This is a genomic window from Selenomonas sp. FOBRC9 (assembly GCF_000287655.1).
In the GTDB taxonomy this organism is placed as follows: domain Bacteria; phylum Bacillota; class Negativicutes; order Selenomonadales; family Selenomonadaceae; genus Centipeda; species Centipeda artemidis.
Window position 1 is genome coordinate 1 of the sequence record NZ_ALJR01000043.1, and the last position, 18,580, is coordinate 18,580.

Annotated in this window: 17 protein-coding genes; 1 reads left to right on the forward strand and 16 read right to left on the reverse strand. The window is 54.0% G+C overall.

Annotated features, from left to right (window positions below):
* Positions 1–191: 191 nt before the first annotated feature.
* From HMPREF1147_RS09970 to HMPREF1147_RS10045, 16 genes are all read right to left on the reverse strand, one after another.
* Positions 192–746, reverse strand: coding sequence for a hypothetical protein (locus HMPREF1147_RS09970; RefSeq protein WP_009658770.1), 555 nt, complete (start codon positions 744–746; stop codon positions 192–194).
* Between the two features lie 315 nt (positions 747–1,061).
* Positions 1,062–1,517 carry a DUF2691 family protein gene (locus tag HMPREF1147_RS09975; RefSeq protein ID WP_037351452.1) on the reverse strand — a complete coding sequence of 152 codons (456 nt, stop codon included), beginning with the start codon at positions 1,515–1,517 and terminating at the stop codon, positions 1,062–1,064.
* 140 nt (positions 1,518–1,657) lie between these two features.
* Positions 1,658–1,990 (reverse strand): hypothetical protein, encoded by a 333-nt coding sequence (locus HMPREF1147_RS09980; RefSeq protein ID WP_009658772.1) that lies wholly within the window; start codon positions 1,988–1,990, stop codon positions 1,658–1,660.
* 25 nt (positions 1,991–2,015) lie between these two features.
* On the reverse strand, positions 2,016–2,342 hold the full coding sequence (locus tag HMPREF1147_RS09985; RefSeq protein WP_037351456.1) for a hypothetical protein: 327 nt from the start codon (positions 2,340–2,342) through the stop codon (positions 2,016–2,018).
* A 51-nt stretch (positions 2,343–2,393) separates the two neighbouring features.
* Entirely contained in the window at positions 2,394–3,143 is a 750-nt protein-coding gene (locus tag HMPREF1147_RS09990) for a hypothetical protein (RefSeq protein WP_009658767.1), read from the reverse strand.
* 24 nt (positions 3,144–3,167) lie between these two features.
* The gene (locus tag HMPREF1147_RS09995) at positions 3,168–9,326 is read right to left on the reverse strand and encodes a hemagglutinin repeat-containing protein (RefSeq protein ID WP_009658764.1); all 6,159 of its coding nucleotides are present in this window, start codon (positions 9,324–9,326) and stop codon (positions 3,168–3,170) included.
* A 69-nt stretch (positions 9,327–9,395) separates the two neighbouring features.
* Complete coding sequence (locus HMPREF1147_RS10000) at positions 9,396–11,078, reverse strand: ShlB/FhaC/HecB family hemolysin secretion/activation protein (RefSeq protein WP_037351459.1); 1,683 nt, start codon at positions 11,076–11,078, stop codon at positions 9,396–9,398.
* Positions 11,079–11,228: 150 nt separating this feature from the next.
* Positions 11,229–11,666 carry a F0F1 ATP synthase subunit epsilon gene (locus HMPREF1147_RS10005; RefSeq protein ID WP_009658774.1) on the reverse strand — a complete coding sequence of 146 codons (438 nt, stop codon included), beginning with the start codon at positions 11,664–11,666 and terminating at the stop codon, positions 11,229–11,231.
* Between the two features lie 3 nt (positions 11,667–11,669).
* Positions 11,670–13,082 (reverse strand): F0F1 ATP synthase subunit beta, encoded by a 1,413-nt coding sequence (atpD, locus tag HMPREF1147_RS10010; protein ID WP_009349332.1) that lies wholly within the window; start codon positions 13,080–13,082, stop codon positions 11,670–11,672.
* 48 nt (positions 13,083–13,130) lie between these two features.
* Entirely contained in the window at positions 13,131–13,979 is an 849-nt protein-coding gene (gene atpG, locus HMPREF1147_RS10015) for an ATP synthase F1 subunit gamma (protein ID WP_009349333.1), read from the reverse strand.
* An 18-nt stretch (positions 13,980–13,997) separates the two neighbouring features.
* Positions 13,998–15,515 carry a F0F1 ATP synthase subunit alpha gene (gene atpA / locus HMPREF1147_RS10020; RefSeq protein WP_009658765.1) on the reverse strand — a complete coding sequence of 506 codons (1,518 nt, stop codon included), beginning with the start codon at positions 15,513–15,515 and terminating at the stop codon, positions 13,998–14,000.
* 17 nt (positions 15,516–15,532) lie between these two features.
* On the reverse strand, positions 15,533–16,072 hold the full coding sequence (atpH, locus tag HMPREF1147_RS10025; RefSeq protein WP_037351462.1) for an ATP synthase F1 subunit delta: 540 nt from the start codon (positions 16,070–16,072) through the stop codon (positions 15,533–15,535).
* Positions 16,066–16,569: a F0F1 ATP synthase subunit B gene (atpF, locus tag HMPREF1147_RS10030; protein ID WP_009349336.1), complete on the reverse strand. Its 504-nt coding sequence runs from the start codon at positions 16,567–16,569 to the stop codon at positions 16,066–16,068. The genes atpH and atpF overlap by 7 nt, the downstream gene beginning before the upstream one ends.
* 35 nt (positions 16,570–16,604) lie before the next feature.
* Complete coding sequence (atpE, locus tag HMPREF1147_RS10035) at positions 16,605–16,856, reverse strand: F0F1 ATP synthase subunit C (RefSeq protein WP_009349337.1); 252 nt, start codon at positions 16,854–16,856, stop codon at positions 16,605–16,607.
* A gap of 67 nt (positions 16,857–16,923) precedes the next feature.
* Positions 16,924–17,595: a F0F1 ATP synthase subunit A gene (gene atpB, locus HMPREF1147_RS10040; RefSeq protein WP_009439476.1), complete on the reverse strand. Its 672-nt coding sequence runs from the start codon at positions 17,593–17,595 to the stop codon at positions 16,924–16,926.
* Between the two features lie 45 nt (positions 17,596–17,640).
* Positions 17,641–18,015: a hypothetical protein gene (locus HMPREF1147_RS10045; protein WP_009439297.1), complete on the reverse strand. Its 375-nt coding sequence runs from the start codon at positions 18,013–18,015 to the stop codon at positions 17,641–17,643.
* 370 nt (positions 18,016–18,385) lie between these two features.
* Between HMPREF1147_RS10045 and HMPREF1147_RS12430 the strand changes: the two genes are divergently transcribed.
* Positions 18,386–18,580 (forward strand): helix-turn-helix domain-containing protein (locus HMPREF1147_RS12430; RefSeq protein ID WP_369791751.1); only part of this gene is annotated, 195 nt, incomplete at its 3' end.

The window sequence follows — 18,580 nt, forward strand, 5'->3', positions numbered from 1 at the left end:
CCCACCTCCGAAAGAATCTCTAGTACGCGTTTGTTGTCATAGTTCTCAAAGCTGTTCTTTGCACCAATAGCATATGGTATGCAGAGTGCCTGGTAGCGCTCCACAAAGTTGATGCTGCTCAAAATATCTCTCATTTCGTTATCCGAAATTCGTTCCACGATCTATTCCTCCCGAAATCTCGTTCTTGAATTTTATTCGTTAGGGAGACTAAGATAGCTATGATAGCCCCACTGAAAGCGCTCTTGCACTTTTTCAAGTAATTCTTCGCAGTAATTTATATATTTAATATATTTTCTGTTGAGACACAACCCCTCATCAGTTGTTTTGAAAAAAATAATTGCGCCCTGTAACAGAACGCCTAAGAACTCTTTTTCCGGCAGCCAATATCGTTTATCGTTCCAATCGGTATGAAGCTTTATGAAGCCGCTCGGGTGTTCTTTGAAAGATAGATCCCCCGGGTGGTCCGGCATACAGAAGTGAGCTTCTCCGGTATTTAAAATTTCTTCTACGGCCATAGCAAAATATATCCAAAGAGATACCATAGGATCCCAATCACTAAACGACAATATTGGATCATCATAGTAACTTAGTAAAATCGCACCTTCTAAGTATTCTTTGTCAACATACTGAGCAATTTTTCTAATCCCTTCGATATCCGTTACTTCTGTGAAGATTGTAGGGTCTATATTGTCTAGATCTAATATCGTACAACGAAGATCCAATAAGAATGATTTGCATATGAACATGCGGGACCTCCAAATGATGGTATGTAAAATTGACCGACGTTTCCGTCCGTAAGACCTACTATATACTTGACACCATTTACTACAGCTTCTAATTTTTATTAATTTTGCTGTGTCTCTGCCGAGAGCAGAGCGTTCTTGATTCAGATGCTCGCGCACATCAATGCTGCCCGGGGGCAATGATGGCAGATTTGGTTGTGCTTGCTGCATCGCCTTGGGCGGGGACGGAAAGAACGGGCGTGAGCCCTTTCATGTTATAGCCTTCTCCTGCGCCGTATGCACCGTTTGCGAATTTACGATAGGAAAGTCCTTTTCTGCTTAAAACTCTGTACGACCATCATTTTCATCAGTTATATATTCGATCGCCGAAAAATTTTTCTCGATCGCATTCTCATAAAGGATATTCGTATATTGCGGGTTTTTACAATATATCTCTATAAAAATACTATCCGTTATAAATAACAGTATTTGGCAACAACTCTTCTGAAAGTCTTCATATGTAGAGAATTTACTAGAACAACCTTCAAATACATCATATGCGGCTAACCTACCGGAAACGATATAATACTCCCCCGACGAAATTAACCTGTTAAATTCATCAGATATATACTTCCTCTTCTTGAAAAGTTCTAATTCTACTCCATCTATTTTTTCCCATGCCTCGTCATCATATATTTCCCAATAAAACCGATGAGTACATATAACAGGTTTTAGCACGTCACATAGATATTTTCCCCATTCATTGGGAATACAAAAACTTACCCCTCTCTTCAAAACAAGGCCTCCAAACTATTTTCTAGCAGATTTTCCGCTCTCCTCCCAATACCATCTATGTTCATGGGAAAAGGAGATAACGGCTGATAGGGAAGGAAAATGGAAGTTAGTTTGTGTGGCACAGAAAAACTCATAAAGATTTAGAAATCATATACAGCAATATCGTCAAATGCTGCGAAAGTTATGTTGTCTCCTGTTGTCCCTTTTTGAAAACATCTAGAAAAGAAGTCCTGTACCGTATTGATAAAGGCCTCTTCAGCAGTTGCTCCCTCCCCTTTGCCTTGTTCAAATTCTCCCGTAGAATCTTTTAGAATAATATTCGTATAACCGTGAAAACCTCCCGTCTGACGCTCAAAGATTTTCACCTTAAATCCACACCATGGAGTTTCAAGTTCTTCCTCTACGTTGTATTCGCCGACACATTTTTCTATAGCGAGAATATGATCTAATTGTATTGTCTTCCATTCATTCATATGGCGCCTCTCATAGAAATATTCATCACACATTATAAGTATTGTCGATCCATTCAAATTTTTTATCCGTAATTGAATCCAGCGCATTCACTTGGCGGATAAGGCTATTCAAAGTGTTTTTCAAAGCCTCTTCAATTGTTATGCCTTCTCCCATACAATAATCAAAAAGGCCTGCGCTATTCTCAACCCGTAAATTTGCATAACCTATATACCCGGCTTTATCCTCTTCACAATATATTCTTACCTTAAATTTCTTTTTTGTGGTTAGATGGTCGTCATAAATATTGAATTCTGCTGCATATGGATTTCGTTTTTCGACAGTTCCGAGCAACGGATCGTTTTCATATAGCATGTTCTTACCTCACAAGTAGTATATAGCAACAATTCCTATATATTAATGAAATTATATACCATAAATTGTAAAAACATCCTCCGTTTTGTAACAAGATTCCACCCATGGTTCAAGTTCTAAAATCAATGCTCTTTCTATACCTCCGGTTTCTTGTGCAACTATTTTTAACTTCTCCCATTCAAGACGTGATACATGTGTCAGTCCATAATAAGAAAAATTTGGAAGTGCTTTAGAGAACAACGTATCGTAAAGCCTGTAATCATCAAAGAATTGAACAGATAAGTACCGTGAATCGGGATACCAGCATTTTCCTCGATCTGCCCCCTTTATAAACTCAAAGAAGAATGTGCTGTGCAGTTTTCTTCGTATCTCATCCGTAATAAAATAGCTGTCATATGCTTTGTAAATCGGTTGAGGAGGAGATGTTTTCTCCCTTAAAGCTTTCTCTATCTCAGTTTCAATGATCTTTGCATTGTGGTGTGGTGTAATATCTTCATAATATGCAAAATCCAAATCATTGTCCCAATGCGGTTTTCGTTCCAGTTTTCGAAAAAAATCGCGTAACGTATCCTTGAATGCCCTATCGCAGGTCATTCCTCGTCCATTTCCACGCTCAAATATTCCTTGTTCATTCCTCACCATAAGATTTGTAAAACCATAAAAACCTCCTGCCTGCTGTTCAAAAATTTTTACTCTAAAGGCACTCCACGGGGTTTTGCACTCTTCCCATACTTCATATTCTATAATGCATTTCTCTATTGAACGTATACCTTCAATTCGAAGTTCCTTCCATTTATTCATATGTTATCTCCATTCAATATCAAATTATTTACTTGGATCTACTTTTCCATAAGAAACGATTTTGCTCGATGAACCATCAACCAAATCAATATATCTATTGTTCTTGGAATACCGTATTACATTATCGCGGTAGCCATGGACTTTAGATTTTTTTGCATTTTTCTTCCCATTTGTTGCCCATTGTTTTGCCATCTCAAGATATTGACCTACAGTAGCGGCTCCGACTTCTGCTCCATGTTTAGCGAAGTGACGTGCAACAGCATCTTGCACAGAATCGAAACTCCCTTTATCCCAACCACTGAGATCTACGTTATCTGTCCGTAGTTTTTCTGAGATCGGTTTCCACACATCAGAATTAGGCTCCCGTGACTTCCATACAGCATAGATCATCGGTCCCGTTAAGATTCCTGTACTTGTCGGAGGTATACGAAAATCAATAGGAGGAGGAGTAGAATGTGCCGTTGTCTGAGCACCTTGCTCCTCAGTTATAGGCATATTTTCTATATAAGGTTCTCTCCATTTATCATCTCCAATCGGTGGTGTCTTTTCAACTTTTGGCTTTTTAATATCCGTTGGAGGAGTGACAAATATAGCCCCTGATTCCGGCAATATTGTCGTATTATTTTTATTCACTTCCCCTCTTATTTTCGACTTGTTCCCATAAACAATTACTTCAGGAAGTTCGTATTCTGAAAGACCATCAACCGTTTTCTTTTTTACATAAGTTGATATATTTTGTATTGGTGCTCCTGTTGCTTCAGAAACCCACTGACCAGTTTTTTCTTCGAATCGTGCGATAGGATTACCAAAAGAATCTATGATCACATAGGCGCCAACACTACCTATAACGGCTCCCACAACTGCGCCGCCTGCTATAAGCAATTCTGTCCCTATTCCCGCAAGAGCAGTTTCTCCTATTGCTCCCGCAAATATTGGAACAAACCAAAAAAGATTATTCTTCGTCCCGCTTGTTGCCGCAGATGCACCCGCGCCCGCTGTTCCTCCAACAGCCTTAGCTGCTGCCGCACCGATGATGGCGCTGACGATTTGTGCTGCGCCCGGGTCATGCTTGGCAATCTTGTCAATTTCCTTGATCACGGCTTCGTTCAGCCCTGCACCTACGGCACCCGAAGTGAAGCCCGCGCCCGTGATGCTGCTCATGATGCCGCCGATGGCTGCGTGAACAAGGATCTTTCTGCCGCTCCCGTCGTCTTTCATGTTATGGGCGAGTCGGTATGCCTCTTCGCCGAAGACGGCGGCAAGTTCCTGCTGCTCTTCTATTTTCTTTTTGTCAAAGATTCTCCCAAGCTCGTTCAGTGCATTGCTTGTGTTTCTGCTAAGGTCTGAGAGGTCTTGATTCGGGTTTTTACGCACGTCAATACTGCCCGGGGCAATAGCAGATTTGGTTGTGCTTGCCGCATCGCCTTGGGCGGGGACGGAAAGAACGGGCGTGAGCCCTTTCATGTTGTAGCCTTCTCCTGCGCCGTATGCACCGCTTGCGAATTTACGGTACGAAAGCCCTTTGCTGCTCGCGCTGTAAGAGGCGCTGTTCTCTATGTTTCCATAGGTGAGGGTTCCCGTGGAGAGCGTGTTCTTATCGGAAGCCGCTTCGCTTGCAATAACGGAGCCCTTGAGGTCGGTATTCTTCTTTACATGAATATCGAAGCCGTCTGCGCCTGCATAGATGCCTGCCTGCCCTGTGGCGCTCTTCCAGTTGGAGTGGATCTTCCCTTTGCTGTAGGAGGCGGCAATGTCGGGATCGTTGGTGTTGATCCCGCCGCTCATGGATGCGCTGATGTTGAAGCCCGACGAGGAGTTTTTCTCTCTGTAGTCGTCTTTTTCCTGCAGGCTCTCGATGTTGAGATTGCCGCCGATGTGCATATCGACCTTTTTGCCCGATGCCTGCGAGCCGATGATGTTGGTATCTGCGCCCGAGGTCATGGAGAGTTTTTCTTGTGCTTGTATGATGGCAGGGGTATAGGTTGTGCGGTCTCCGATGCCGTCACTGGCGGCGCGTTCTGCGTTGATGCCGACACTCGTGATCCCTGCACCAAAGGTGTAGGTGGCACTGACGCCTGCGGAGCTCGAGCGTTCTTTGGTCACGGTATGCGTGGTATTCTCTGCGGCGTGCAGGTCGATGTTGTTCTTCGCCTCCAATGTGACATTCTTTCCTTGGAGGGTTCCTCCTGTCATGGAGATGTCATTTTCGCGCGCACGAAGGGAGAGGTCGGTACCGGCCTCTATTTTACTGCCTGTGTTCTCGTGCGAGAGGATCTCCGTCGTGCTCGATGAGCGCGAGCTGCCGAGTCCTATATTGAGTCCGAATGCATTCTTTCCTTTGAGGAGTTCTTTGTATCTCGCTATGCCGTCCGCAGGCTTCTTCGTGAGGTCATAGAGTTTTCTGCCGATTTCCCATGCGTACAGTCCTCTCAACCGATCATCCCGGACTGCGCCGATGCGCCGCACAGGACGTGCAATGTCATTGTAGGTATCCATGACCGCTCCGCCAAGGCTGATAGAAAGCCCTGACTGCGATACTTCGTGCGTATACTTTTCCTTGATGATATTGTCTTTGCCGTCAAGTTTGACGCCTGCGGCGGTGATGGCTGCATCCTTGCCCGCATAGAGTGCGGCGTTGGTGAGGTGTGCGTCCTGATCCGCTGAGATGCTGATGCTGCCCTTTGCGGCGATGGTGGTGCCCTGCCGGGTGAGGGCGTCTCCTTCGTAGGTGTCGGTGGTCTTCTTGGTGCCGATGAAGACGCCGAATCCCTGTCCCATGATGCCGGATTTCTTGACGCTCTTATAGTTCTCGGTGATGTCTCTCTGCGCTTCGGGGGTGAGGCTGACGGTGCCTTTTGCACGAACCGCGGCGTTCTCATCCGCGGCGATATTCGCGGCTCTAAGTTCGATGTCGTTATCCGCTGCGATGTCGACGTTCTTTCCGCTGATCGTTGTTCCTATGGCATGGTCGCTCTCGCGGCGCGATCGGACGGTGGTTGTGGTACTCGAAAGAAGCCCTTGGGATTTGTATTTGATCCCATAGGCGTCGTCCGAGATTTCCCTCCCTGCGGTGAGGGAGATGTCTTTGTCTGCGTTGAGGGTGACGCTGCCCTCGTCGCTGCGGATGTAGGCGGCGCGTGCTTCGATGTTTTCTCCCGCATGGAGAGAGACGTCGCTGCCCGCTTTGATCGTTGTGCCGAGCTCTGTGCTCCGCTTGGTACGAAGATAGTTATCTCCGCTCTGGGTCATGTCTTTATCTGCGGAGAGGGTATCTGTCGTGAGGCGAATGTTCTCTCCCGCGTTGACTATTACGGCAGCATTCTTTCCTCCCGCGGAGAGGGTCGCGCCCTTGAGATCGATGTCCTTTTGGGCGTCCAAAGTGAGCGTACCGTCATCTCCCGTGACGGAGATATCTGCCATACGCCGGACGACGTCTTGATGGGCGAAATGCTCGATGTTGTTTTCAGAGGAAATGCTTCCACCCGCGGTGAGTTCTGCTTTTCTTTCTGCGGTGATGCTGCCGTTTTGACGGATGTCGCCGCTCGTTTTGACGGCTGCCGTTCCTGCGTAGATATCTCCCTCGTTTGCAAAGTTCTTCGCATCCACGCGAAGATCCTCTTTGCCAAGGATGAGTCCCGCGTTATGAACATCCTCCTGCGTTTGAATGTCGATGCTGCGCGCGCTGATGATGCTGCCATCGGGGCTGAGTGTGAGCCCCTTGGTCGATGTGAAGTAGACGTGCGGCACGAGGACTTTTTCGCGGATGCCGCCCACTTCTACTTCCTGCTCTTCGATCCAGATGATGTCGCTCTTCAGCTTTGCGATCTGTTCTTTGGAGAGGGCAATGCCCGGCGCAAGCTGCAAATCTTTGGCGGCTGCGATGCCCGCGTCCATGAGTGCCTTGATCGCGGCGTCGGCATCTTCATCCCCGCCCGGGATTGTGCCTGTACGCTGCAATATCTGATCAATGATCAGCCGCCGCTCGTAGAATCCGTCGCCGAGGCGTTTCTGTATCTTGTCGGGATCCCATTTGAGCTGTTCGAGCATGTAGTCCGAGGAGAGGAACCTCTTCTTATCCGTAAAGGCGGGATCGGCCTCGATGAGATACTTCGCTCCGGGTTCGGGATGGAGCTTGAAAAGCGCGCCCGGATCCTTGAGCGTGGTGATACCGTCGCCGAGGCGCAGGTGTTCCTGCGCGGTCTTATCGATGGAGAAGGGATCGAGAAAGCCGTTCACGTTCCTGCGGGTTGCGAGGGTGACGTCTTCTTTATCCCCCAATGCTGCGATGCCGAGGGAGCGCGGCTGTGCGTCTTCTGCCTGCGGGGTCATGAAGACGGCGCTGCGGTATTTGCGTACATGGCCTTTATGAATACGGTTTCTCCGATCGGTATAACTCGCCCGTGTATAGCCGAATGTGACGGTTCTCCGGTCGGTCTGCGCCGCAATATTGTCTGTCGCCCCCGTGATGCTGAGATGTTTCCCGGCGACGACTTGGCTGTTGTCATTTACGAGGCTGCCGGCAACGGTAAGATTGCCGCCGCTCTCGATGACACCGGCATTCGTCATGCGAAGGGCGTTCTCGGAGGTCTGGGTCTGGGTGTGGATAAAGGTACACAGCTGGAATTTGTCGGGATTGCCCCGGTGGTATGCACCGTATCCGTTATCTATTTTATCAAATTCGCCGGCGTCAAAGGTCTGTCCCTCCTCGCGGTTGCCGGGCTCGTCGATACGGATGCGCACGGGGTTGCTCCGCAGGGGACTGACAACGCGCTGGACGGAAAACGCGCTGTTCTCGTTCCGAACGGTCGGCGCGGTGATGCGCATATTGCCGCCGCTCTCGATGCGCCCGCCGCTGTTCACGACGGTATCTTTGGCATTGAGTGTCATGTCGCTGCCGCTGTAGAGAATGCTGTCGGCGCTGTTTTTGATCGTTCCCGCTTCTACGCTGAGGTTCCTGCGCGCGGCAACGGCGCTCGCTTCATGGTTTGCGAGTGCTGTGCGTGCGGCTTCTGTGCGTTCTCGCTGCTGTTCATAGGCTGCGGTCGCTTCTTTGATATCCAGTTGATACCTGCGCTGCGCTCTTGCGCCGCGCAGCTGCGTGACGTCCTGCCGAACGACGGCGTCGAGGGCTTCGGATTTCTCTTTGAGGAGACGAACTTCTTTTTGGAGGTTTTGCTCAAGTTCTTCGTTTCGTTGATTAACGAGGCTGTCTGCTTTGATGGAGATGTCATTTCCGTAGATGCGGCCGCCTTCGTCGAGCTGTATTTTCTCGGCGGTTACCGCTGTACTTCCGCCGCTGTTTATGAGACCTGTGACATGCAGTGTGCCGTCGGCGTCGATGGCAGCGGCTTCGGAGGCGACGAGTTTGCCGCCCATGTTGACGCCGAGTCCTTTCTCCGTGCCGACGAGACGGATCTTGTTTGCGTACATGCCGCCGACGGCTGCAGCGTCGAGGGTGACCGCGGGTGTTTCGCCCGTGCCTTCGATCGGCGCTGCGGTAAGACTGCCATAGGAGATGTCGTTCGCGCCGCCGATGTGCGTTGTGTGATTGGCGAAGATGTCGGCGTTGATTTGCTCGGCACGGGTGAGGACTTCGAGGCTGCTCGCTCCGCGGGCGTCGATTCCTTTTCCCTCAAAGGAAACGACTCCCTCGGTGACGCGGATACGTTCAAGGGAGTCGTTGCTGCCGAATTCAGGGCGCCCTGTGGTGAGCACCGCCCGATCCGTGTTGATAAAGCCGCCGCCGCTGACACGGATGCCGTTTTCGTTGGCAATGACGACGTCGGCTCTGCCGCCCGCGACTTCGAGGAAGCCGTTCATGTTGGTGATGCCTGCGCCCGTTACCTGATTCACGATGATCTGCGCGGGACCATAGGCGAGGTTCGGGTTGCGGTCAATCCAGCCCGCAAGTTCGGTTCTGGAAATGGTATAGCCGTTGTTGAGGATGAGTCCTGCGGGATCGATGCTGAGTTCGCTGTACTCGTTGATGGAGACGCCCGCGCCGTTCGTTGCTGCGATGTTGACGACGGGAACGCCGTTATCTGCCGACGTGACGATGGGACGCCGCTCTTCGGGGGCTGCCTCGTCGGGGACGGCCGCGGCGAAGCTGATCTGCTGAAATGTGAACATCCCGAGCGTTAGATAGGCTGCGATGCGCTTTGCGAGTATCTTTTTGCGGATCATGGGGGCGTCCTCTCTTTTGTCCTGATGTGTGTATACGTCTTATATCAATATCTTAAAAATCCCGGGCGTCTAAAATTTCAACGCGGCGCGGAATCCTGTGGTCATACGGTCGGCGGGAAATCCCGGAGGGCGCCGGATCGGTGCGGCAATGAAGAGGTCATAGGTGAAGTCCTTCGCGACGGCACCGCGCACACCAAGCACCGCGCCCATGAGGCTGTGGCCGAACTGCGTCTCTACGCTTGATCCGTAGATCATGCCGAGGTCAAGGCCGATGTAAAGGCTCGCGTCGAGTTCTTGGAAATATGCGGCGATTTCATTCTGCCAGTACCAGCCGCTCTCTCCCGTAAGCGTATATTCTCCGTCAAATCCACGTACGGTATAGCGTCCGCCGATGCTCACCATGTCTGCGCCGTAGAGCCGTTTTCCTTCGGCAGTCCACTGTCCGTGAAAGGAGGATGTAAAAGTGCCCCGGCGTTTTCCCATCGGGATGGGTTTTTGGTAGTCGAGATCGAGCAGCCACATCCGGTACCTCGACTTTGGGGCGTCGGGATGCGGGTTTTCTCTCTGGGCGCCGAACCAATCGACGCCCATGCGGTGCGACAGCCGCCCAAAGAGCTGTGCGCTGCCGATATTCTGTTTTTGAGAGATGCCGAACTCCAGGGAGGTCATCTTTTTGTCCTGGATGGGAATGCGCACACCGTTGATGCTTTGTTCCGAATCTCTCTTTCGGATACTCACTTCAAATGCCGTTTTTCCGGTCTGCGTCCGGGATAGAACCCGGTTCCATGTCAGCCTGGTCGTACGCGATGCACCGCCGCTGACGAACGGATACGGCCGCACGTGCACGGTCTGCCGGTAATCGCTCCGATAATGCGAAAGAGAGAGGGTGTCGTAACCGAGCGGAACGGCATAGTAGAAATTCTTGCCGCGCGTGCCCCTCCGATAGCCGTCATGGGCGCCGTCCAGGTCAAAGCCAAGACGCAGGAGATCGCTCGCGCCCGTGGGGCTGTCGATGCCGAGTGTAAAGCCTGCCTGCAATTTCCCTGTGGCGTCAAGTCCCGAGTTGTCGACGGAAATGATGCCGAAGACGTTTCTCCCGCGCTGCACGGTGAGTTCCACATCGCTGTATCCCTCCCGGTCGGAGGGAATGAGGCGGATGTCGACGCGCTGCGACGATACTTTGTGCATCTGCTCGACGCCCTGCTCAAGGGCGCGCAGGTTCAAAACGTCTCCCTTACGTATGGGAAAGGAATTCCTCCACGGGATGTGCGGGCTGCCCTCGGCATACTTCATCTCGCCCATGTATCCGATCCGGAGGTCGAGGACGAGATGTCCGCCCCTGAGGTTCTGCTCCGGCAGTGTAACGCGCGTGGTGACATAGCCGCGCGCCAGCAGCTTTTGATTGAGTTCGCGCAGCAGCGTGTTGACAGCGCTCAGATCCAGCTCTCTGCCTTCGTATTGTTTTGTGATGCGCGTGAGGAAGTTCCATCGATCGGCGGCATTTCGCAATGTGATTTCGTTGATGAGAAAGGTCTGCCCGTTCGGTGCTGTCTCTGCCGGCTGTGCCTGTACGTCTCCCGGGGTCAGATGTATGGAAGGTTCCCGGCGTCGAGCTTCCCGTTCGTCCTCCTGTCGACGTGCCTCGTCCAACTGTTCCTGCCGGCTGCCGTCCCCCGGTGCGGCATAAACGTGACTTGCTGTTCCGGACAGCGCGAGCGCACAAAACACAGCACAACAGATCTGACGATTCATACATGCACCTCTCAGTTTCCTCTATCATCATTTCTATTGTATAATAATACAAAGCACTGCGCAATAAGGCAAATATCCTAACTGTATAACAATTCGGCAAAGCATAAAAACACCCCCGCCGCATCTGTGCGGCGAGGGTGTTTTCTTCTTTTACGCCTTTATGGCTGTGTGCGTTGCCTGCAGGCGTGCGACGGCGCGCTTGAGGGCAAGCGCGGCGCGATGCTCGTCAATGGCTGCACCGCCGTCCTCCACGCCGCCTTCGCGCAGACGTTTGAGACGTGCCTGCGCGCGGTCATAGGCGCGCTGGGCACGGTTGATGTCGATCTCGTCCGGCTCTTCGGCAGCCGTGGCGAGGACGGTGATCTTCTCCGGGGTGACTTCCATGAAGCCGCCCGCAACTGCAAAGAGCTGCTCGGTTCCGCCGTCGACATGAATCTTCATGGCATGCGGCTGAAGTCCCGTAACGAGTGGGATGTGCTTCGGCAGGATGCCGATCTCGCCGCCCGTAGAGCGGGCGATGAGCATGTCGATATCGGCGGCGTAGACCACGCGGTCGGGAGAGACAATCTCCAGCTGGATGGTCGCCATCGATTATTCCTCCTCTTTGAGTTTCTTCGCCTTCTCGATGGCCTCCTCAATGCCGCCGACCATGTAGAACGCCGCCTCGGGGAGCTCGTCGTACTTGCCGTCGAGGATCTCTCTGAAACCGCGGATGGTGTCCTTGAGCGCGACGTATTTGCCCGGAGAGCCGGTAAAGACCTCGGCAACCGCGAACGGCTGCGAGAGGAAGCGCTGGATCTTGCGCGCGCGCGAAACGGTCAGCTTATCCTCGTCGGAGAGTTCCTCCATACCGAGGATGGCGATGATGTCCTGCAGCTCTTTGTATTTCTGCAGAACTGCCTGTACGCCGCGCGCAACCTCGTAGTGCTCCTGCCCGATGACGTTCGGGTCGAGGATACGCGAGGTGGAGTCAAGCGGGTCGACGGCGGGATAGATGCCGAGCTCCGCGATCTGACGGGAGAGAACGGTCGTCGCATCGAGATGCGTGAACGTTGCCGCCGGCGCGGGGTCGGTGAGGTCGTCCGCGGGAACGTAGACCGCCTGCACGGACGTGATGGAGCCCTTCTTCGTCGAGGTGATGCGCTCCTGCAGCGCGCCGACGTCGGTCGTCAGCGTCGGCTGATAACCGACGGCGGACGGCATACGTCCGAGCAGCGCCGAGACCTCGGAACCTGCCTGGATGAAACGGAAGATGTTGTCGATGAAGAGCAGCACGTCCTGTCCCTGCACGTCGCGGAAGTACTCCGCCATCGTGAGCCCCGTCAGCGCGACGCGCATACGCGCGCCGGGCGGCTCGTTCATCTGGCCATAGACGAGCGCGGTCTTGTCGATAACGCCCGACTCGGTCATCTCCGACCAGAGGTCATTGCCCTCGCGGGTACGCTCGCCGACGCCGGCGAAGACGGAATAGCCGCCGTGCTCGGTCGCGATGTTGTGAATGAGCTCCATGATGAGAACCGTCTTGCCGACGCCCGCACCGCCAAAGAGTCCGACCTTACCGCCGCGCGAATACGGGGCGATGAGGTCGACGACCTTGATGCCGGTCTCGAGGATCTGGGTCGACGTTTCCTGGTCGTCGAACTTCGGCGCGGGACGGTGAATCGGCCACGATTCCGTATTCCCGACGGGCGCCGGGTTGTGGTCGACCGTCTCGCCGAGGACGTTAAAGACGCGTCCAAGCGTTGCCTCGCCGACGGGCACCTTGATCGGGGAACCGGTGTCCTCCGCCGCCATGCCGCGCATGAGTCCGTCGGTGGAGCTCATCGCGATGCAGCGCGTGACACTGTCGCCGAGATGCTGCATGACTTCGACCGTGAGATGAATCTCCCGATCTGCCGCTTTGCCGTCGATCTTGATGGCGCTCAGTATCTCCGGCAGTTCGCCCGCCGGAAATTCAATATCTACGACAGGTCCAATGACCTGTACGACTTTACCTTTTGCCAATGGAAAACCTCCTTACCTCCATGCCGCAAAATGCTGCGTACATGGGCGTCACTTGAGTGCCTCGGCGCCGCCGACGATTTCGTTGATCTCGTTCGTGATGCCCGCCTGTCGCACTTTGTTGTAGTACAGATCGAGCTTCCCGATGAGTTCGCCGGCGTTGTCCGTTGCGTTGCTCATCGCGTTCATGCGCGAGGAGAGTTCGCTGGCTGCCGACTGGAGGAGCGCCGCATAGATGGTCGTGAAGAGGTACTGCGGCAGGAGATGCCCCAGTACGGTCTCCGCATCCGGCTCATAGATGTACTGTGCACGCGGCTGTCCGTCGTCCTCCGGCGCTTCGAACGGGAGGAGTTTCACAGCCTCCGGCACGCATGTAATCGCCGAGACGAAGCGCGTGTAGATCATGTAGACTTCCTTGATGCCGCCCTCCGAGAAGGCTGCGATCAGCTCGTCCGCGATCTTCTGCGCGTGCTGTGCGCGCGGCTTTTCGCTGATGCCGATGTGCTCGCTCACAATGTCAAAGGAGCGATTTTTGAAGAAATCGCGCGCCTTGCGCCCGACGGTGACAATCTGCGTGTTCGCCTTGTCCTCGACCAGCGCCATGGCCGCCTTCAGCGCGTTGCTCGAATAGGCGCCCGCGAGACCTTTGTCCGCCGCCATGACGAGGATGAGACGCTTGCCGCTCTCATGCCGCTCGAGCAGGGGATGCGATACGTCGTCCGCCGCAGCCGCGACGCTCCGAATGACCGCCGCGGTCTTTTCCGCGTACGGTCGATTCGCGTTCGCGGCTTCCTTGGCACGGCGCAGACGAGAGGTCGCGACCATGTCCATGGCGTTCGTGATCTGCTGGATGCTCTTGACGCTTCGAATGCGACGACGAATGTCTTGTAAATTGGCCATTTCGTGTCACCTCTCTCCTTACGCTTCTTTGTAGGAGATGGTGTCCTTGAACTCCCCGATCGCCTGCGTGATCTCGGATTCGAGCGCGTCGTCCAGCTGTTTCTTCTCCGTAATCGCCGCGGCGATATTGGGATGCGATGCCCGCATGAACTTGATGAAGTCCGTGTGGAACGTGACGACCTTGTCCACGGGGATGTCCGTGAGGTGTCCGCGCACCGCCGTGAAGATGACGAGCACCTGCTCGGCAACGGAGAGCGGGCTGTACTGCGCCTGCTTCAGCGTCTCGACCATACGTGCGCCGCGGTCGAGCTGCGCCTTCGTCGCCTTGTCGAGGTCGGAGCCGAACTGCGCGAATGCCGCGAGCTCGCGGTACTGCGCGAGGTCAAGACGCATCGTGCCGGCAACCTGTTTCATCGCCTTGATCTGCGCGGAACCACCGACACGGGAGACCGAGAGACCGACGCTGATCGCCGGGCGGATGCCCGAGTAGAACGAGTCGGTATCGAGCATGATCTGACCGTCTGTGATCGAGATGACGTTCGTCGGGATGTACGCCGAGAGGTCGCCCGCGAGTGTCTCGATGATCGGCAGCGCCGTAATGGAGCCTGCGCCGAGTGCGTCGGAGAGTTTCGCCGCGCGCTCGAGGAGGCGGGAGTGTAAGTAGAACACGTCGCCCGGATATGCTTCGCGTCCCGGCGGACGGCGGAGCAGCAGCGACATGGCGCGGTATGCAGCCGCGTGTTTCGAGAGGTCGTCATAAACGCAGAGCGCATGACCGCCTTTATACATGAAGTACTCCGCCATCGCAACGCCCGCATAGGGAGCGAGGTACTGCAGCGGTGCGCTGTCCGCCGCCGTTGCGGCGACGACGATCGTGTACTCCATAGCGCCGCCGTCTTCGAGTGTCTTGACAACGCGCGCGACGGTCGATGCCTTCTGACCGATGGCGACGTAGACGCAGATACAGTTCTGTCCCTTTTGGTTCAGAATCGTATCGACGGCAATCGCCGTCTTGCCCGTGCCGCGGTCGCCGATGATGAGCTCGCGCTGTCCGCGGCCGATCGGCACGAGGGCGTCGATCGCCTTCAGACCCGTCTGGAGCGGCTCGTGGACGCTCTTGCGGTCCGCGATACCGGGCGCGGGCGACTCGACCGGGCGGAACTCCTTCGTGTCGATGGGGCCCTTGCCGTCGATGGGGCGTCCGAGCGCGTCCACGACCCGACCGATCATCGCCTCGCCGACAGGCACCTGCATGATGCGCCCCGTGCGCTTGACGGTGTCGCCTTCCTTGATGAGGGCTTCGCCGCCGAGAAGCACAGCGCCGACGCTCTCCTGTTCGAGGTTCAGAACCAGTCCGTACACCTCGTTGCCAAAGTCGAGCAGCTCGCCCGCCATCGCCTTGTCCAGGCCGTAGATGTGGGCGATACCGTCGCCGACCTCAAGAACGGTGCCGACGTCGTTGACGTTCAGGTCGACGTCGTAGTTCTTGATTCGTTCCTTAATTATGGAAGTAATCTCTTCCGGATTCATTTTCATATTTCGCTGTCACCCCGCTAGTTCGCCATTAACTCTGCCGTCATTGCCTCGAGACGTCCTTTGATGCTGCCGTCGATGCGGCGGTCGCCGATGCGCACCACCACACCGCCGATGAGCGAGGGGTCGCGGTGCCGGCGCAGGGATACCTGTTTGCCCGTGACGCTCTCGAGCTTTTTGCGCAGCTCTTCGATCTGCGCCTCGTCCGGTTCGCCTGCCGTCGTGACGTCCGCCACGGCGATGCCGAGTTTCTCGTTCGAGAGTTCGTTAAAGATGGCGCTGATGGCTTCGAACACATGCATACGCCTCTTGTCCACGAGCAGCAGCAGGAAATTCAGAACGTGCTCATGAACGCCGCCCTCGAAGATCTCCTTCAGAAGGGATTTCTTATCCTCCGGTTGGAAGTTCGGATTGCTGAGGTAGAACTTCAGCTCCGGACAGTCCGTATAGAGACGCTGCACCTTCGAGATGTCCGCGCCGAACTCCTTCAGCTTGTCTTCCTCGCAGGCAAGTTCAAAGATCGCGCGGGCGTATTTGCGTGCAAGCTCCATGTTCAGCATGTCGCATCACCAATCTTATGCGCGTCGAGTTTTGCGATAAACTCGCCGATGATGGCGTCGTTGTCGGATTTCTCCAGGTTCTTCTGGACGATCTTGCCGGCTGCGGCAAGCGCCAGTGTGACAACCTCGCCCTTTAACTGTTCGACGGCGTGGGCGCGTTCGCGCTCCATCTGCTGCTCCGCCGCCTTCTTCATCTGCTCGATCTCGCGTTTGGTCGCCTGAATGCTTGCCTCATGCTCTTCGCTTGCGCGCTTTTCGGCGAGATCCATGATCTCCTGCGCCTTTGTACGCGCCCCTGCAAGCTCCGCCTTGTAGGCTTCGAGCGTCTTTGCCGCCTCGGCGGCGTCGGCGTCAGCCTTGTCGATGCTCGCGGCGATCCTGTCCTCGCGCTCTTTGAGAATCTTGAGCACAGGTTTATACGCCACCGCACGCAGGAGAATAACGAGGATGAGGAAGTTCAGTATCTGAGCAAAAAAAGTCGAATTAAGCTCTATCAATTACGCTGCCTCCTTTGCACATATCCTCCCGGGACTTATTTCATGAGCGGGTTGGCATAGAGCATGATGAGCGCAACGACCGTAGCGATGATTGCCATCGCCTCGATCAGACCGACGGAGATGAGTGTATTCGTAAAGAGAACGCCCTTTGCCTCAGGCTGACGCGTGATGCCCTCGATGAACTTGCTCGTAACGAGACCGTCGCCGATGCCCGCGCCAATCGCCGCCAGACCCATCGTAATGCCCGCACCGATCAGAGCAGCTGCTACCATGATTGCGTTTTCCATTGAGAAAATCCTCCTTAAATTTTGAACCTAAAATTTTTAATACATCAAAGTCAATGCGAGGAGCAAATTAGTGCTCGTCCTCTTTGACCGCATTGGCAAGATACGCCATCGACAGCATCGTAAAGATGACCGCCTGTACTCCGCCGATGAAGATACTGAACGCGAGCCACAGAACCGAGGGCACCGGCATCCAGATCGGCATGAGTTTGAGCAGAACGATGATGAGAATCTCGCCCGCCAGAATGTTGCCGAAAAGACGGAACGCCAGCGTGATCGGCTTTGCGACCTCTTCGATCGCGTTGATGATCACGAACACCGGGGTCGGCTGAAAGAAGTGGGCGATGTAATGCCCGCCTTTCATATAGACGCCCAGCACATGAACCATGCAGATGACCAAAAGTGCTAAACCTAATGTGGTGTTCAAGTCGTTCGTCGGGGACGCCATCGTGGGAACGAGTCCTACCCAGTTCGAAACGAGCAGGAACAGAAAGAGCGTGACAATGAACGGGGACAGAAACTGACCGCGTTTCCCGAGCATCGTGTCGCTCTGCTCGGCAAGCGCCGTCACGACCATCTCGACCACGTTCTGCCAGCCGCTCGGGACGAGCTTTAGACTGCGCGTTGCAAGAAAAGCAATGAGCAGAACGATCGCCATCGTGATCCACGTCATCTCGAGCGTTTCCCAGTTGAAGGTGAGACCCGCGAACTGCACTGTTTCGCGAACACCGATTTCATGCATAACCTCTACCTCCTTACTGCGGTGAGCGGCAAAGCCGCGACCGCTTCATTTTTGACTGCCCTGCGCCGCAATGAGATGCAGCATAAAAAGCGCGTAAAAGAGGAGACATCCTCCCGCCGCCGCCCAAAAGACCGCCGGCGAAATCTGTGCGGCGGCGCTGAGTATCAAAAACAGCGTCATGAGCCGCAATGCCAGTCCCCACAGCATCTCGCGCCGCGCGCGCGCCGGCGGAAAGCCCGCACTGCGCCAAACACGATACGACATGCCCCAAAGGATTGCCGCGCCCGCCGCATAGCCCGCCAGCACGCCGCCGATGAGACGCACCTCGCCCGCCGCAAACAGCATCGCGGCAACAGAAATCGTCACCAAGAGGAGCGTACGGGCAAAGCGCCGCACAACAGGCAGTAATACGTCTTTCATATCCCTCCTCCGACAGCGCCAAAAGCGCACAAAAAACCGCGTCCCGAGCGCATCGGGGCGGGGGGTGCACAGGCACCGCCATGGTTGAATATCAGTACCTTATGACCATTCGACACAAAAAAAGAAAATCCTTCCACAATTGTATACACGCGTGGAAAGACCTCCCCCTCTGTGCCGAACACATAAGACTCGGCTATGTGAATCGCTTCGTGCGATTCATTCCCCTTATGAACTATTATAGGGGCTTATGAGAAATTCTGCAACAACATTTTAGGTTCATGGTAAAATGAAGTGGGACAGAAAAAAAGGACAGGCAGCGCTCAATGTGTTACAATGTTTTCACCACAAAAACAGAACAGAAGGTGCTGCCATGTCCCATACTCATTCTACCACAACCACGCGCTCATATAAACACCTAGACCCATATCGGCGCGGACAAATTTTTGCCCTCCTATCCACCGGTATGTCAAAGACTGACATTGCAAAGCAGGTGAAGATCTCCCGCTCTACCTTGTATCGGGAGATTACACGCGGCACTGTGACACAAATGCGCTCAGACCTTACC

Coding starts and splice junctions, on each gene's coding strand:
- HMPREF1147_RS09970 (WP_009658770.1), bottom strand. CDS start 746: ATGTTCATATGCAAATCATTCTTATTGGATCTTCGTTGTACGATATTA.
- HMPREF1147_RS09990 (WP_009658767.1), bottom strand. CDS start 3,143: ATGAATAAATGGAAGGAACTTCGAATTGAAGGTATACGTTCAATAGAG.
- HMPREF1147_RS09980 (WP_009658772.1), bottom strand. CDS start 1,990: ATGAATGAATGGAAGACAATACAATTAGATCATATTCTCGCTATAGAA.
- HMPREF1147_RS10045 (WP_009439297.1), bottom strand. CDS start 18,015: ATGAAAGACGTATTACTGCCTGTTGTGCGGCGCTTTGCCCGTACGCTC.
- atpA (WP_009658765.1), bottom strand. CDS start 15,515: ATGAAAATGAATCCGGAAGAGATTACTTCCATAATTAAGGAACGAATC.
- HMPREF1147_RS10005 (WP_009658774.1), bottom strand. CDS start 11,666: ATGGCGACCATCCAGCTGGAGATTGTCTCTCCCGACCGCGTGGTCTAC.
- atpG (WP_009349333.1), bottom strand. CDS start 13,979: ATGGCCAATTTACAAGACATTCGTCGTCGCATTCGAAGCGTCAAGAGC.
- atpB (WP_009439476.1), bottom strand. CDS start 17,595: ATGCATGAAATCGGTGTTCGCGAAACAGTGCAGTTCGCGGGTCTCACC.
- atpE (WP_009349337.1), bottom strand. CDS start 16,856: ATGGAAAACGCAATCATGGTAGCAGCTGCTCTGATCGGTGCGGGCATT.
- HMPREF1147_RS09985 (WP_037351456.1), bottom strand. CDS start 2,342: ATGCTATATGAAAACGATCCGTTGCTCGGAACTGTCGAAAAACGAAAT.
- HMPREF1147_RS09995 (WP_009658764.1), bottom strand. CDS start 9,326: ATGATCCGCAAAAAGATACTCGCAAAGCGCATCGCAGCCTATCTAACG.
- HMPREF1147_RS10000 (WP_037351459.1), bottom strand. CDS start 11,078: ATGAATCGTCAGATCTGTTGTGCTGTGTTTTGTGCGCTCGCGCTGTCC.
- atpH (WP_037351462.1), bottom strand. CDS start 16,072: ATGCTGAACATGGAGCTTGCACGCAAATACGCCCGCGCGATCTTTGAA.